Genomic DNA, 16,065 nt, shown 5'->3' with positions numbered 1-16,065 from the left:
CATTCTTTCATGACTAGAGTAGCGATGTTGAGCTTTTGGCATGTTCATGCAAAGGATTATGCACGTCTAGCCGCCGAGCACCCGGGTACCGAAATCGTGGCTGTATGGGATGAAGTTCCCGAACGAGGAAGGCAAAAGGCTGAGGAGTATGGTGTTAGCTTTTATGCCGATTTGCATGCGCTTTTGGCCAATCCGGATATCGACGCCGTTATTGTGGATACGCCGACGAATCGGCACCGGGACGTCATCATCGCAGCAGCCAAAGCGGGTAAGCATATCTTTACTGAAAAAGTTATAGCTACCACGACGAAGGAATGTAAGGAGATATTGGCTGCAGTTGAGGCGGCTGGGGTCAAGCTAACGGTTTCTCTACCCCGGCTGTATACCTGGTTTACACAAGCTGTACATACCTTCATTCGGGAGGGTCAGCTTGGCACTGTAACGACAGTTCGTATACGGCTTGCTCATAACGGCGCATTGCGAACAGAGAAAAATCCGAATGGTTCACTGCCATCCCATTTCTTCAACTTAGAGGAGTGCGGGGGAGGGGCATTGATGGACCTTGGCTGCCATCCGATGTACTTAACACGCTTATTTCTGGGCTTACCAGAAAGTGTTAGTGCAAGTTTCGCTTATATCACAGCGCGAGAGGTAGAGGATAGTGCGGTAGCGACTTTACGTTATCCAAATGGAGCAATAGGCATTGTTGAGGCGGGATTCGTAAATAACTACTCACAATTTGATATTGAGGTGCAAGGAACGGAAGGCAGTCTTATGTACACGAGAACGGATGACAAGCTGTTAGTTCGAAGCCACAAACTGGAAGGTGAAGCAGCAACAGGGTGGCAAGTGGTCACGAATCTGCCTGAGAATCTCCCTTCTCCCTTTGAACAATGGGTGTCACATATTCGAAATGGAACGACAGCTTCTGAAAATATACAAATAGCCCTTGATTTGACCCGTTTAATGGAAGCTTCGACTTTATCGGCACGCTCAGGTGCTGTATGTAGGCTGAGTGACCTAGCGGAATAAAGGCTTCCTTGAGGAAAGGCCAGATCATTCCCTGCAAAGAAATAAGGGTAATCTGGCTTTTCTTCATTTGAGAGAAATGATGACAACAAAGCTCTGAGGAGGAACAAACATGCTGGACAAAGGGGAATACTCATTTTCTACCTGCTGGAATATTAAAAAGCATACGATTGGAAGGAACATGATAGAGGAAATCAAAGAGCTCGGCTTTCATCAGGTGGAATTGAACTATAACGTGACGGAAGAAATGATGAAGACGATTGAGCCGATGATCGAAAAAGGGGAAATTGGCGTATCCAGTGTACACAATGTGTTCCCTTTCATTAATGATAAGGATTACGATACAGATTCCGTCATGCTTGGTTTCGATGATGAGCTGAAGCGCAAGCGATCCGTGGAGCTGTTGATTCGGTCTATGGAATATGCGAACCGCTATGGAGCGAAGGCCGTTGTCGTGCATCCAGGCGAAGTGCCTTTCGAATATAACATTGATTTGGATTTGAAAAAGCTTTACAGAGATCACGGGAAGGATTCACCGGAATATCAAAAGCTTTGGAAGGACATGTCCGAAAGACGGGAGCGGTTGAGCCCGCTCTACACTAAGCGGATTCAAGAAAGTCTGGAGCAAGTGAGCGAGCATGCTGCCAAACAAGGATGGTCTGTGGCCATTGGCATCGAAACACGCTCTAGATCATATCAGATGCCGACTTTAATGGAGGCGAAGACCATTTGCGAGAACCTGAAGGGCGGTCCGGTTTACTTGTGGTACGACATTGGCCATGCCATGATGATGGATCGGATGGGCTTGTATGACAACTTGAAGGAGCTGGAGGAAGTGAAACGCTATATTTATGGCGTACACATCCATGAAACGCTAGAGCTGTCCGATCACTGGTGTCCTTATGTACACAGTAAAGATCTGCAATATTTTGATCATTTTCTAGAAGCGATTGATTTTGCCAAGGTCAAAGTGTATGAGTTGAAGGCTGTGTGCCAGCCGGACGAGATTGATGAAAGCCACAGGCTTATTACAAGTAAAATTGCAGCTATGAAAGGTTAAAAGGTGATCAGCATGGACGCTACTTATAAACAGTTGGTACACATTTATGACGAACATACATCAGCTATGCTGCAGCGGCAGGTGCTTGATCCTACATCGAAATATGTTGGCGGTATTATTGATGAAACGGGCATTGCTCGTGTCAATCATCTCAGCACGCCGAGCGTTTTGGCCGTATGGGCTTCCGCTATCGTTAATCCAGATTCACGTTACTATCACGATGAGACACTCTTAGCCGCTTTCGACAAAGCAGCGGATTTCATTTTGAATCGCCAGCATGCCGACGGTACGATCTCTTTAGGTTCAACGAACTATAATTCTCCACCAGATACAGCCTTTGTTGTAGGCGGGGTTACGCAAATCTATCAACTGCTTGAGGCGCATGACTGGGCGGCTGTGAAGCCTGCCTCTGTAAAGCTGAAGCTCTTCCTGGAGCGTACGATCCCTGCTATGCTGACAGGTGGATGTCATACACCGAACCATCGCTGGGTTATTACAGCGGCACTTTCTCTGCTGTACGAGATTTTTCAAATGCCTGAGCTGGTAGCTAGAGCAGATGAATGGTTGGCAGAAGGTATGGATATCACACATGACGGCGAATGGACGGAGCGCAGCAACGGCATCTATAATGCCGTCAGCGATATCGCTTTATACCATACGGGTCGTGTGCTAAACCGTCCAGAATTATTAGAATGTGTGCGCCGCAATTTGCGCATGATGGTGTATTTGATCCATCCATCCGGTGAGGTGGTAACCGATTATTCTGGACGGCAAGATTTCGGGCAAACGTTTAATATGGCGACTTACTTCCTCATTTATCGCTTAATGGCTGCTCACGATAAAGATCCTTTATTCGCTGCAATGTCGGACTATGCAGGTACCTTTATCAAGCATGCGGAAGCGGTAAATAACAATGCGCTTTTGGGTTTATTGCTGTATCCCGAAGCAGATATTTCCGATTTGGAGCGGACATCGCTTCCCGATCGATATGTCCAAGTTATCAATGAGCATCATCCGATCAATGAGCATCTGGCGCAAATCGATGGCGTAGGCCACCATATGAAAATTGAACACAGCAGTATGCACTTAGCCTTCGGCGCTCCGCTTGTGCGTATTCGGGAGCTTGATCAAAGCGTGACGATTATGCCGCAGACGCCGTCATTCTTCTCCCTTCGCCATGGAAAAGTTAGGCTGCTGGGCATTAAGTTGTCTACATCTTTCTCGCCTGGAATAGTGAAGTTCGCGCATCTCACTGCAGAGGAAGGCGTTTATAAGCTAGGAATTGTACTGGAAAAAGGATATAACGGACCGATTCCGCGTCAATTTCTGCCGGAGTCCGCGGAGAGATCGACACTCAGTCCTTGGTACTTGCTTCCGCATCAGCATCGGCCGATGACACATCTGCAAACCCTTGAGTTTCAAGCAGAAATTACACAAGGAGACGGGGAATGGAAGATTCGTATCCTTTCAGATGAGCGAGAAGATGTATTCACGCAGTTATCCTTTATTCTGGGAGACGAGGGTACGGTTAGCGGCAGTGATCTAGTCCAAACCGAGGCAGGGAAATATTTCTTGAAAAATGGATCTATGACATATGCGGTGGATGAAGATGCGATTGAGATTTCAACAGGCGCCTACGAGCATTTGCTGCCTGTGCTTCGTGAAGACCAACATCCGGCTGGCTGCAAATACGTCCATGTGAACCTGGTGACGCCGTTCGACCGGACATTTACGGTTCGCCTACTGTAGAAAGGAAGGCCGAGATGACGACTTATTTTAATGAGCAAGAGAGTATAAAGTCTCGCTTAGGAGACGACGATAACCGAACATTGAAGGTGCTTGCGGACCGCTACATTGGGGCTAATCCGCCGGTCCCGTTTGCTTTCCGCGCCTTTTACCAATCTGGCGTTTTGCAAAACGAGGATGGGATGTTTGATTTGAATTTGGGGCGGAGATTTCCCGAAGCAAGACCCGGCCAATTTTCATATGCCTATGGTTTAGTATGGAGTGATGGTGAACGAAACCTAGATGTGTTGTTCCGCTGTTTGGGGCCAATTGAGTTCTATTTCAATGATGAACGTGCCTATCGTTCCAACGTAATAGATGAAATTAAGCCAGATGCAAGCGTTAAGCTTAATCTGAACTTTGTGAAAGGCTGGAACCGGCTTTTTATCAAAGCTAAGCATACGGCTGCGGGTTTTGGCTGCTTATTCGGATCTGATGAAGCGAAGGTACGAATTCTGAATGTGCTTACCCCCTTTGCTGAAAGGAGTGGTCAGGCAGGATGGGTGTACTCTGCTCCGGTCGACACGGATCTATTCGAAGTTAGTCCGCTGCCAAATGGTTTAGCGTCGGAGAAAGAGTACGGGCTGAGCTGGCTGCCGACCTGTGAGTGGACTGAAGGTGAGCTTGCGAAGCCTGTCTGCGAGCGATTATTCGGCTTACAGCCTGGTAAGCAAGCGTACGCGTGGACGAAGCTGAACAAAGTAAGCTCAGGGGAAGAAGCTTGCCTGCTGAAGGGCCATGCGACAGGACCGTTGACCGTTTGGCTGGATGGGAAGCAAGTATTGGAGATCGCGGAAGAAGGCAGCTTTCAGGTGGAAGTGCCGCTATCTTTTGGCAAACATGATCTGTTAATCCGCAGTATTTGTGGAAATAATGCATGGGGCTTCACATTTCATGCCTCTGTTAGGGGAGAGGTTGTCCCTTTAAGCGCTCCTCAGAAGGTTCACGGGTCAGCTGAGCCGTGGTTATATGTGGGGCCACTGGATTCCAGCGTTGAGTTAGCGTATGAGGAATTAGTAAGAACCGATCGCATTTATGCCAAAAGTTCAAAGTCAGATGCTGCAGATGACAAGACGTACTGGCAGTTAGACCGTCCAGACGCTTGGATACGTCCTTATTATGAGAATGCCATGCTGAGCAATAAGTGGACCGTCGGCAACGTCACGAATTATGCCCGTTGGGATTACCCGCTTGGCGTTACCATTTATGGGCTGCTGCAAGCAGGTCGGTTGCTGGAGCGGCCTGATATTATCGGGTACGCCCTCGATCATGTTCAAAGCTGCACAGAAATGTTCGAATACTCCTTATGGGATCGAGAGAAGTATGGTTTCCCGGCGATCAATCAACAGTTGGTTATGATGAAAATGCTGGATAACTGCGGTTCCTTTGGTTCCGCGATGCTGGAAGCTTATCAGGAAGACAAGGATTTGGGCTTCTTGCCGATAGCGCAGCGAATTGCCGACTTCATACTCGTGCAATTGGAGCGTAAGGTAGATGGTGCATTTTATCGGATATGTCAGGATGAATATTCGGAGAATACGATGTGGGCTGATGACCTCTACATGAGCACGCCGTTTCTGTGCCGCTATGCGGGGATAACCGGAAGCAGCGAGGCGCTGGATGAAGCAGCGAAGCAATTTCTGTTATTCCGCAAGTATTTGTACATGCCGGATCAGCGCATCATGTCGCATGTCTTTGATTTCAAATACGGCATGGCTACCGGCATCCCTTGGGGGCGTGGGAATGGATGGACACTCTTCTCGCTGACAGAGGTGCTGGAGGTTCTACCCGCAGACCATGAAGCTCGCCCGGAGTTAGTGCATTTCTTTAACGAGCTGTGCGCGGGATATGCCGATCTGCAAGCTGAAAGCGGGCTGTGGCATCAGGTATTGAACGATCCCGACGCCTATCAGGAAGCCTCGTGTACCGCGATGTTCGCCTATGCCTTTGCGAGAGGCGTACGATTCGGCTGGCTCACGGAGCCAGATCGCTTCATCCATGCTTCGCTGAAGGCATGGGGCGGTTTGACCCGTCTGGCCATCGACGCTCAGGGCAACGTGCATGGAGTTTGCAGCGGCTCGCGATATGCCTTTACCGCTGATTATTATAAAAAGGACCTGCTCACCGTAACCAATGACAACCACGGTGTTGGCATTATGATGCTGGCTGGGACAGAAGTCGTGAAGCTGAAGCGATGGCTGTCGCAGCCGCTTGAAGTGACGCATAGATGACGACTGTGAGCAGTGTCTGGCAAATTAGTCATTTAGATTTGATCGTTAGAATGGTGTTGGCGGTCGTTCTGGGCGGTTTGATCGGTCTTGAACGGGAATTGAACAATCATGCAGCGGGTTTTCGTACGCATATTTTAGTTTGTTTAGGTTCTGCCACCATCATGCTGCTGTCGGAGTATGGATTCTCTGACTTTGTAAATGAACCCAACGTCCGTATAGACCCGTCCCGCTTGGCTGCACAGGTTGTCAGCGGCATCGGCTTTCTTGGCGCAGGCGCAATATTGCGAAACGGCAGTGTTATTAAAGGGTTGACTACCGCCGCTTCCGTTTGGTTGGTAGCGGCTATCGGTTTGAGCGTAGGTGCAGGCTTTATTACCGGGGCGTTGGTATGCACCTTTTTAGTACTCATCAGTTTGTATCTTCTGAATAAGTGGGAGAAGCATTTCCTAAGGCATCGCCGAACCCACGAAATTGAGATCATGATCAATGAACATCCCGGCTTCCTCAGCTTGGTTACCTCCCGTTTTGGGGAACAGGGTATCCAAGTCACCAATCTAAAGATGATGCCAGGAAGCGAATCTTCCCCCTTATCAGGGAATACCGGAAATACCCCAATGATGCACTTGTGCTTCAGCTTAAGATGTCCGAAGCACGAGAAGCTGCTTGCCGCATACGAACAAATTGCCGCTCTGGACATCGTCGTTAGAATGGAAGCTGCGAACTTCATTTTTCATAAAAAGGTGGCCTAAGAAAAGGTAGGCTTGTGGTTCTAGCTTTTTGGATCTCTGATCTCTTCGATCAGAGATCTTTTCTGTTTTTTCTGAGAGACAATCTGAAGTTAATCGGGCAATTACTCAAAATTCGATGTTAGAGTCGTTCAGTATGCTTCGTGAAGAGAGCCGGGCTATAGCGATTACCAATGCTGTAATTTCTGCAACAATTCACAAGCAAAAAGGCTATTTTGCCAGTTGAAGTTGCAGTTTGTACAACATTTCGAACCCATTTGCTCCGAAATGGCCTGAATGGGGGCAAAATTGTTGTACAGTATGCAACAACGAAGGGAGAGAGGCGAGATTTAGGCTGCAATTGTTGCACTTTTTACAACAATCCCCGGCGTATTGGCCTGTAGGATGTGCAGGATTGCATTTTGACGATGGATCCCGATTAAGACACCTCTATGTAGAACTAGATTGGATGAATGAATCGACGGTCTCCGTTACTTAGTATTGGTCGATGGCATTTTCGAGCAAATTATGGTTGATAAGAAATTATTGGCCTGAGCGGGCATTTTGCATATTAAGATGGAGTTCCTGTCCCCATTGCTCATTCCTCTCGAGTTTAAGCGTGTTTTATAGCGCTAAGGAGGCAAGTTTCAGCGTTACCTAAACGTTAGCGATGGAAAACATCGTTACAGAGAGAAGCTAGGAGTGAAATGGTCATTCCCCTCGACTTTAAGCGTGTTTTATAGCGCTAAGGAGGCAATTTCCCCCGTTACCTAAACGTTAGCGATGGAAAGCATCGTTACAGAAAGAAGCTAGGAGTGAAATGGTCATTTCCTCGATGTTAAGCGTGTTTTATAACGCTAAGGAGGCAAATTTCCGCGTTGCCTATACGTTAGCGATGAAAAACATCGTTACAGAGAGAAGCTGCGTTATCTGCACAAGCCGTCAGGTAAACCAAAAAGCCCGCTAAGCCAAGAAAACGGCTTAAGCGGGCTTTTTCACGAATTAAGAGTTAATCAGATACTGGTTAACCGTCGCCTTAATCAATTCCAAACGACCGGATTGATTGACGATGGTGCTGTTGTTCTCAAGCGCATAAGCTTCAAGCGTCTTGAAATCCGCTTTGCCGGACACGATGTCGGCGCCGATGCCGGACTTGAAGGAAGCATAGCGCGTGTCGAGGATGTTATCGAATACGCGGTCTTCGATCAATTTGGCAGCGACTTCTAAGCCGCGAGCGAAGGCGTCCATACCTGCGATGTGGGCGTAGACGACATCGATAGGCTCGAAGGAAGTACGGCGAACCTTGGCGTCGAAGTTCACGCCGCCGCGGCCGATGCCGCCTTCGTTCAGAAGGATTTCGTACATCGCGAGTGTCGTCGAGTACAGGTCTGTCGGGAACTCGTCGGTATCCCAGCCGAGCAGCAGGTCGCCTTGGTTCGCATCGATGGAACCAAGAACACCGTTGATGCGCGCGACGCGAAGCTCGTGCTCAAAGGTATGACCAGCAAGCGTGGCATGGTTCGCTTCCAGGTTTAATTTGAAATACGGCAGCAAGTCGTATTTTTGCAAGAAAGATAGCGTCGTAGCCGCATCGAAGTCGTATTGGTGCTTGGATGGCTCTTTTGGTTTAGGCTCGATCAGGAATTGACCGTCGTAGCCGATTTCTTTGGCATAATCAACCGCCATGTGCAGGAAGCGAGCAAGGTTATCAAGCTCCAGGCCGAGGTCCGTGTTAAGCAGAGTCTCGTAGCCTTCGCGTCCGCCCCAGAAAACGTAGTTTTCGGAGCCAAGCTCTTTGGCATGATCTAATGCTTTCTTCACTTGGGCAGCAGCGTAAGCAAATACGTCCGCATTATTCGTCGTAGCTGCGCCGTGAACGAAGCGCGGGTTAGTGAACATATTAGCTGTGTTCCAGAGCAGCTTCTTGCCGCTGGATTTCATTTTGTCTTTGATCAGGGCAACGATCTCGTCGAGGTTCTTGTTCGTTTCTTGCAGCGTGCTGCCCTCAGGCGCGATATCGCGGTCATGGAAAGCGAAGTAGTCGACATCCAGAATGTTCAGCAGCTCAAAGCAAGCGTCAACGCGAGCTTTGGCCAGCTCAAGGCCGGAGTATTGATCCCAAGCGCGGATCGCTGTGCCGCTGCCGAATGGGTCGGAGCCATTAGCGGAAAAAGAATGCCAGTAAGCGATTGCAAAACGCATATGCTCACGCATGGTTTTGCCTAAAATAACTTGATCAGGATTATAAAATTTAAAAGAAAGCGGGTTCGTTGATGCGCGGCCTTCGTACTTAATCGGTTGAATGTTGTCAAAGTAGCTCATGAATTCAGCCTCCATAAATTAGGGATAAATGCTTATGCAGTCATCATAGCACCAAATGAATAGTTTGTAAATTCATTAAACAAACTTAGTTGATGCGTGAAAATGTCTTTCATGTTAAAATCAGTTCATTAGAAGAGAACGATAAGCAATTAGAGCAATGTGGGGGCAAACATGAAGCAAACAGGCGATTTGAATCTCGTAAAAAAAATAAATAAATCCATCGTACTACACCATATTCGCACGAATTCTCCAATATCCCGAGCACGGATTGCAGAAATTACAGGGCTGACAAAGGCTACAGTGTCGAGTCTTGTTAACGAATTGATCGAGAGCAGTGTCGTCGAAGAGATAGGCGTTGGTGAATCAAGCGGCGGGCGCAAGCCGATGATGCTGCTTTTTAATGGGACGGCTGGTTATGCCATCGGGGTAGACCTAGGGGTTACTGATATTCTCGCGGTGCTGACGGATTTAAGCGGTAAGATCATCCGCGAAGTAAGAGTGCAGCATGACAATGCTTCAGTCGAAAAGGTCGTCCAGCTGTTAAAAACGACCATCCGCGGACTGATCGAAAGCGCGCCGGAGAGCGTCTACGGTATTATCGGCATCGGCATCGGAGTGCCGGGTATTTGTGATGAGAGCGGCAATCTGCTGTTCGCGCCGAATCTTGGCTGGGAGAACGTGCCTTTGCAGCAGCAAATCGAGGAAACGTTCAACATTCCGGTTGTTATTGATAATGAAGCGAACGCAGGAGCTGTGGGGGAGAAACAGTTCGGAGCCGGTAAGGACACAGCGAATCTGGTGTATGTGTCGATCGGCATCGGGATCGGTGCCGGGATCATCATTAAAGGCGAGCTGTACCGCGGGGCGACCGGCTTCTCTGGTGAGATCGGGCACATCTCGATCCAGCACGACGGGCCCAAATGCAGCTGCGGCAGCTTGGGCTGCTGGGAGCTGTATGCGTCGGAGCACGCGCTCTTCACGCAGGCGCGCCGCGAGCTTAGCGATGACGCTGTGGATTTAGAGACTTTGCTGAGCAAAGCCGAAGCCGGAGATCCGACGGTGATCGCGCTTTTTGAGCGCCTTGGTTATTATCTCGGTGTAGGCGTGGTTAACATTATTAATGGATATAATCCCGAATACATCATTCTCGGCGGCCGGTTAGCCAGTGCCGAAAGATGGCTGATGAAACCGCTGCTGGCCCTGCTCGAGAAGCGTTCCCTGCCGCATCCGCGCAAGCAGCTGAAAGTTGCGTTCAGCGAGTTGAGCGATAAGTCGACGGTGCTTGGGGCGGCATCTTTTGCGGTGGCCACATTTTTCGTGGAGACAACGGTTTCGGTTGATCGGAACTAAGGAAGTGGGAATTCACACCATATGATTGACCGAAGGATGGTCACTTTTGTACAATGAGAAAAGTGCCAAAAATTCGAGAACAAAGGACTGGAACCAACGATGTTTCTACGTTCACTAGTGATGTGCTGCTATCTCATGGGAGCTTACTGGGCTTCCTACCATTTCCCATCAATGAAGATGGTGTTTTATCCAACGCTTGGAGCATTCAGCTTTCTTTTTATGCACCGTGTGGACCAAATTAAAGACATAGGACGCATCACGATGGGTGCTATCATTGCAGTGACAATCGGCAGCAGCATGTATGCGATAAGTCACGGCGCAATGTCATTTTTCATAACAGCAATACTTACCATCTCTCTCATCCAGTGGTTCAAATGGAACGCAGCCCCGATTTTGGCCGTTTCGTTCATTCCATTTTTTGCGCATCCAGTCGCATTCTGGGCGCTGCCTGCAGCTGTCCTTGTTTCACTCCTGGGGCTGATAGGATCGATTTGGCTCATTGGCAAGGTTGAGCAGTTTAATTGGGTTGCCAGATTGTCACTTGCACTTTCGCCGCTTCGCACGAAGCTGGAGCCGTTTAAAAAAGAGGATGTAGCTGGTTAGCAGCTAGCAAATACAAAAAAAGCGATCAGCAGGTGAATGCTGTCGCTTTTTTTGATATGAAGGAGAATGAAAATGAAACTGCACAAAGGAGAAATCCTATTCCGGCAAGGAGACACGGGTCCACTGTACCAGCTCCAAACCGGTCTGTTGAAAATTGTCCGTGCTCATGAGGATGGGAATACGACACTCGTGAATATCATTGTGCCTGGCGAGACCATTCCACATCATTCGCTCATTAGTCCAAGTCCTTACTACGGTACTGCGATAGCGCTTGTCACTAGTGACATAGAGGTACTTCCTGCTGCACAGTGGTACGAGGAGCTGGAGCGCAGCCCGGAGCATTTCCGCACGATTGCCCGACAATTACAGGATAAACTGCGCATGATGCAGCAGCGTATTGATCAATTGACCGAAATGGCTCCCGCTGTCAAGCTGAAGAAGCTGGAACGCTGGTTTGGGCACTACCTGGGAACGTCGAAGCTGACAGACGTGCTAACGCAGGAGGAAATCGGTCAGTTCATCGGGCTTCGCCGGGAGACCGTGAATCGTCTACTGAGGGAGAACACAAAACCATAATACAGGCGAAATCAGATCACCAATCCGTTTACAGAGTGCCCGCAGGACCAAAAAATTCATAGTGGCGGTCTGAGTCGGGAACACCCCATTCGCGGAGCGCTTGGTTCACTGTTTTCATAAACGGTACGGGTCCGCAGAAATAAAAGCTAGCTTCGACAGTCGGAACAATGCTTTGGAGCCATGGCAAATCGATATATCCTGTTTTTTGAAAAGCCTGCTCGGCTGCATCAGCTTCCGTCGGTTGCTCATAGCACCAGGCAACAGTCACTTGTGGATGCAACGTGGCGAGTTCTTCAACTTCCCTGCGCAGCGCGTGATGCTGACCGTTCTGAGCCGCATGGATAAAAGTAACCTGACGATTCGGTGACGTGTTTGCAAGGGTGTGAAGCATACTGACCATTGGCGTCAGCCCAACACCGCCGCTGATAAGTACGACAGGCCGAGTGTCCTTTTGATCCAGTGTAAAATCGCCAGCAGGCGCGGACAACCACAGCACATCGCCCTCTTGCACCTGGTTGTGCAGATAGACCGAAGCTTTGCCAGCAGGAACAGCAGGATTGTGATCCTCGCGTTTTACGGAGATGCGATAGTAAATCTCCCCGGGTGCATGCGAGAGGCTGTACTGCCGAATATGGGTATGTTCTTCCCCTGGAATCTGAATTCGGATACTCACATACTGCCCCGGTTCAAATGTTGCGAGTGCGCCTCCATCTTGGGGTGCCAGGTAGAAGGAAGTGATGACGTCGCTTTCTTTGTTTTTGCGTTCGACTCGGAACGGTCTGAAATCCTTCCAGCCTCCGGGTTGTTGTGCAGATGTATCATACATCTCGGCTTCAATACCGATGAAAGCATCCGCTATGACCCCATAGGCTTCAGCCCAAGCTTGAAGAATTTCATCGGTTGCTGCATCGCCCAGCACTTCTTTGATAGCTGCAAGCAAATGTTGGCCGACAATCGGATAATGCTCCGCCTTGACGCCTAGGCTACGATGCTTATGGGCAATTTGTTTCACAGCAGGCAAAATGGCCTCGAGCCGATCAATATGCAGGGCTGCCGCATACACGGCGTTGGCTAGTGCTGTTTGCTGCCGGCCTTGTTTTTGATTCGCATGATTGAAGATATTCAGCAGCTCGGGATGTGCTGTGAACAACTTTTCATAGAAACGTTTGGTTATCGCTACACCGTGAACTTCCAGTACGGGAACTGTAGATTTAATAACGCGGATGGTTTGCTCATTTAACATAAAGGAACGCCTCACTTCACATAGATTAACTTGATACCCTTAGTATAGAGAACAAGACGATGGAGGCGGTGTGATTTTAATCACAGGGAATAGCAACAATCTGTGACGTAGGCATGACGCCGAATAAGCGGTATACTGGGTAAAATAAACAAATACAGGAGTACCTATCGATGCCTGATTGGTCTTATCACGCGATATTTCGTCCGTTGCTATTTCGACTGCCAGGGCGCATAGCCCGGAACTTGACCCTTCATGCCATAGGTGGTTTAAGCCGTGTCCCAGGCGGAACGTTCGTGATTAAAACTATGGGTCACATGGAGCTGTCGCCGATCCTCGAGGATGAGCTGGCGGGGGTGCCGATTCAATGTCCTATCGGCCTCAGCGGCACGCTTGATCCGCACGGGACCGCGCACAAGGCGCTGGCCCAGTTCGGGTTCGGCTTCATCGAGATCGGACCTGTGACGGTCCGAGAAGTGCGCAATGACGCGCCGATCGAGTGCGACGCTTTGTGTGAGGCCATCATCTACCCCGATGGCTATGTCAATGACGGCGCGGATGCAATCGTCCAGCGCCTGCGCAAGGGCACTGGGCATCGCCTGCCGCACTTCGTGCGGCTGCGGCCGATGCCGGGCAGTTCGCCGCGCAAGGCGCTGCTTGAGCAGCAGGAGCTGCTCTCGAAGCTGGCGCCGTACGCGGCGGGGTTCTACATCGATGGCCTCGCCGAAGGCTGGCCACCGGATGAAGCCATAGCGTACCTCCGCGAGGTACGCCATATAGCTGAAGCAGCGGCCCCAGGGAAGCCGCTGCTGCTCTACCTGCCGCAGCCAACTCCCATTGGGATGCTGCTGCGTGAACTCGCCGACACCGCCGCGAGCATCAGCGGTGTCGTCGTCGGCGAAGCGCTGCGCGAGCCGGGCACCCGCCGCGAACGCGTCGGCGGCGGTGCGGAGGCGCTCACTGCGCAGCTGAGCCAGGTCCGGCTGCTCCGCGAGTCGCTCGGCGAGCGGAGCACGATTGTCGCGGCTGGCAGTGTTCATAAGCCGCAGGATGCACTAGAGCTATTGGCAGCCGGAGCAAATAGCGTCCAGCTGCACAGCGGTCTGGTGTACGCGGGGCCAGGGCTGCCCAAGCGAATCAACGAAGCGATCATTCATGATCGCATCAAGCAAACAGCTGAGCCCCAGCCGCCTTCGTTTTGGGCCAACTGGGGCTGGATGAGCCTGCTGGGTATCGGCATGATGATTGGCGGTGTGCTCGCATGGCTTATTGCGTCCACAAGCGTTCTATTGCCATACGACGAAACTTTTCTTGGCGTGAGCCGAAGTGTCATAAATCGTTTTAATGGGCATATTATACATTTCATGTCCCATGACCGCATTACTTTAGCCGGAACGATGATTTCGATAGGTGTCTTTTATTATCAACTGGCTCGTCATGGCTTGCGCTACGGGCTTCACTGGGCGCGAACTGCGGTGGTTACTTCGAGTGCGGTGGGGTTTGGCAGCTTTTTCCTTTATCTCGGCTATGGCTATTTTGATCCTCTTCATGCCGCAGTTGCGGCCGTGCTCCTTCCGATGCTGCTGCTGACCTTGCGCGAATTGAAAGATTATCCTTCCCGTAAGAAGCCTGGCGTGCAGAATGATTCTGTTTGGCTCAGAGCGCAGTGGGGGCAATGCTGCTTCGTTATACTCGGATTTGGTTTAGCAATCGGAGGCTTGACGATATCTTTCGTAGGTATCACTACCGTGTTCGTACCGACAGATTTAGCCTATCTTGACCTGACAGTCCAACAGCTTGCTGCTTGGAACGATCACATCATTCCGCTCATTGCTCATGACCGGGCAGGATTCGGCGGAGCGCTCTTTTCATTAGCGGTAGCGATTACAGCCTCCGCTTTATGGGGGGTCAACCAAGGCGAAAGCTGGTTGTGGTGGACGTTTCTCTGGGGCGGTCTTCCCGGATTTGCGGCCGGACTTCTGGTGCATGTTCACATTGGCTATATGGACTTCATTCATTTGTTGCCTGTTTATATAGCCGTTCTGCTGTATGTCGTTGGATTGTATCTGATGTATCCGTTTTTGGTTGGCAGAGCGGGTAGGAGAGAAGCATCCATTGCGCGTAACGAAAAATATTAACATAAAGGCAGGTGGGTCGATGGAGAAACTAGCCATTATTTCAGATATCCATGGTAATATGCCTGCATTCGAAGCGGTTATGAAGGATATTCAGCATCGACATGTTACGGAGATCATTTGTCTAGGGGATTTAGTAGGGAAGGGACCGCATTCGGATCTCGTTGTTGATCACGTGAGGGAGGTTTGCCATAAGGTTATTATGGGAAACTGGGATGATTTCATCGGTAATCCTACCGAAGATCAGGTTTTGCTTTGGCAGCAGACTAGGCTTGGGCACGAGCGGTTGACTTATTTGAAAGGGCTGCCTTTTTGCTATGAATTTTGGATGAGCGGGAAGTTCGTGAGGTTATTTCATGCTTCGCCAAGAAGCGTATATGAACGTATTCAGCCATGGGACCAGATGGAAAGCCGTATGTCGATGTTTGAGTCCTCGGAAGTGTGCGAGGAGCCTTTGCAAGCCGACGTGGCAGGGTATGGTGATGTTCACAACGCCTATTTGCAGATTCTTAAGGGTAAAATGCTTTTCAATACAGGAAGCGTAGGAAATCCGCTGGATTTAACACAAGCTTCCTATGTCCTTCTTGAGGGGAATTACCACAGCAAACAGCCCGCAGCGTTCAATCTTCAGCATGTGCGAGTGCCTTACGACATTGAACTCGCTGTTCAGCACGCGAAGGATGAGCGGATGCCAGATTCGGACGCCTATATCTTGGAATTGCGAACGGGTCAATATCGCGGGAGAAAGACGAAATAGGTACCAAGGGCTGTTTCAAAAGTAGTATCTGCTTTCGGGCAGCCTCTTTATTACCATAGGTCTCCATTAGGCGCTGCTGAACTAGTGGCTGTCAAAAAAGTAGTCAAAGATGTCTGAGAGACAGGCTGTACATGCAGAGTTTGCCGACCTGTGACGCAATGATGAAAAGTATCGTTACAGCATGAAAACGATGATTGAGCTCCCTTGCAACAATGTAAAACATCGTTCCATTAATCTTTTATGGGAGTTTAT

General features: G+C 49.7%; 13 protein-coding genes. 10 read left to right on the top strand and 3 right to left on the bottom strand.

Translation table 11 applies throughout. From position 1 onward, the window contains the following. Positions 1–9 precede the first annotated feature (9 nt). The 5 genes from ASD40_RS16570 (at position 10) to ASD40_RS16550 (ending at position 6,854) form a co-directional block, all read left to right on the top strand. The gene (locus ASD40_RS16570) at positions 10–1,032 is read left to right on the top strand and encodes a Gfo/Idh/MocA family protein (protein ID WP_057304314.1); all 1,023 of its coding nucleotides are present in this window, start codon (positions 10–12) and stop codon (positions 1,030–1,032) included. Positions 1,033–1,141: 109 nt separating this feature from the next. Continuing rightward, on the top strand, positions 1,142–2,089 hold the full coding sequence (locus ASD40_RS16565; protein WP_057304313.1) for a sugar phosphate isomerase/epimerase family protein: 948 nt from the start codon (positions 1,142–1,144) through the stop codon (positions 2,087–2,089). A gap of 12 nt (positions 2,090–2,101) precedes the next feature. Then, on the top strand, positions 2,102–3,838 hold the full coding sequence (locus tag ASD40_RS16560) for a hypothetical protein (RefSeq protein ID WP_057304312.1): 1,737 nt from the start codon (positions 2,102–2,104) through the stop codon (positions 3,836–3,838). Between the two features lie 14 nt (positions 3,839–3,852). Beyond that, the gene (locus ASD40_RS16555) at positions 3,853–6,105 is read left to right on the top strand and encodes a glycoside hydrolase family 88/105 protein (RefSeq protein ID WP_057304311.1); all 2,253 of its coding nucleotides are present in this window, start codon (positions 3,853–3,855) and stop codon (positions 6,103–6,105) included. Beyond that, a complete protein-coding gene (locus ASD40_RS16550) occupies positions 6,102–6,854 on the top strand; it encodes an MgtC/SapB family protein (RefSeq protein ID WP_057304310.1) in 753 nt (250 codons plus the stop codon). The genes ASD40_RS16555 and ASD40_RS16550 overlap by 4 nt, the downstream gene beginning before the upstream one ends. A 978-nt stretch (positions 6,855–7,832) precedes the next feature. Here the strand turns inward: ASD40_RS16550 and xylA are convergent. Next, on the bottom strand, positions 7,833–9,152 hold the full coding sequence (xylA, locus tag ASD40_RS16545) for a xylose isomerase (protein ID WP_057304309.1): 1,320 nt from the start codon (positions 9,150–9,152) through the stop codon (positions 7,833–7,835). 171 nt (positions 9,153–9,323) lie between these two features. On the opposite strand from xylA, the gene ASD40_RS16540 reads away from it, so the two are divergent. The 3 genes from ASD40_RS16540 (at position 9,324) to ASD40_RS16530 (ending at position 11,681) form a co-directional block, all read left to right on the top strand. Next, complete coding sequence (locus ASD40_RS16540; protein ID WP_057304308.1) at positions 9,324–10,502, top strand: ROK family transcriptional regulator; 1,179 nt, start codon at positions 9,324–9,326, stop codon at positions 10,500–10,502. A gap of 99 nt (positions 10,503–10,601) precedes the next feature. After that, positions 10,602–11,105: a hypothetical protein gene (locus ASD40_RS16535; protein ID WP_162251261.1), complete on the top strand. Its 504-nt coding sequence runs from the start codon at positions 10,602–10,604 to the stop codon at positions 11,103–11,105. Between the two features lie 72 nt (positions 11,106–11,177). Further along, entirely contained in the window at positions 11,178–11,681 is a 504-nt protein-coding gene (locus tag ASD40_RS16530) for a Crp/Fnr family transcriptional regulator (RefSeq protein WP_057304306.1), read from the top strand. A 28-nt stretch (positions 11,682–11,709) separates the two neighbouring features. Here ASD40_RS16530 and hmpA read toward each other — a convergent pair whose 3' ends face one another. Together hmpA and ASD40_RS38640 are read right to left on the bottom strand one after the other, a co-directional pair. Beyond that, entirely contained in the window at positions 11,710–12,924 is a 1,215-nt protein-coding gene (gene hmpA, locus ASD40_RS16525) for an NO-inducible flavohemoprotein (RefSeq protein ID WP_057304305.1), read from the bottom strand. A gap of 540 nt (positions 12,925–13,464) precedes the next feature. Next, a complete protein-coding gene (locus ASD40_RS38640) occupies positions 13,465–13,752 on the bottom strand; it encodes a hypothetical protein (RefSeq protein WP_235549283.1) in 288 nt (95 codons plus the stop codon). 11 nt (positions 13,753–13,763) lie between these two features. Between ASD40_RS38640 and ASD40_RS16520 the strand changes: the two genes are divergently transcribed. Together ASD40_RS16520 and ASD40_RS16515 are read left to right on the top strand one after the other, a co-directional pair. Continuing rightward, on the top strand, positions 13,764–15,059 hold the full coding sequence (locus ASD40_RS16520; RefSeq protein WP_235549282.1) for a hypothetical protein: 1,296 nt from the start codon (positions 13,764–13,766) through the stop codon (positions 15,057–15,059). A gap of 19 nt (positions 15,060–15,078) precedes the next feature. Beyond that, positions 15,079–15,813: a metallophosphoesterase family protein gene (locus tag ASD40_RS16515; RefSeq protein WP_057304326.1), complete on the top strand. Its 735-nt coding sequence runs from the start codon at positions 15,079–15,081 to the stop codon at positions 15,811–15,813. Positions 15,814–16,065 lie beyond the last annotated feature (252 nt).

Origin of the sequence: Paenibacillus sp. Root444D2, from assembly GCF_001426375.1 — a bacterium.
In the GTDB taxonomy this organism is placed as follows: domain Bacteria; phylum Bacillota; class Bacilli; order Paenibacillales; family NBRC-103111; genus Paenibacillus_E.
This window is presented reverse-complemented; position numbering and strand designations above follow the sequence as displayed.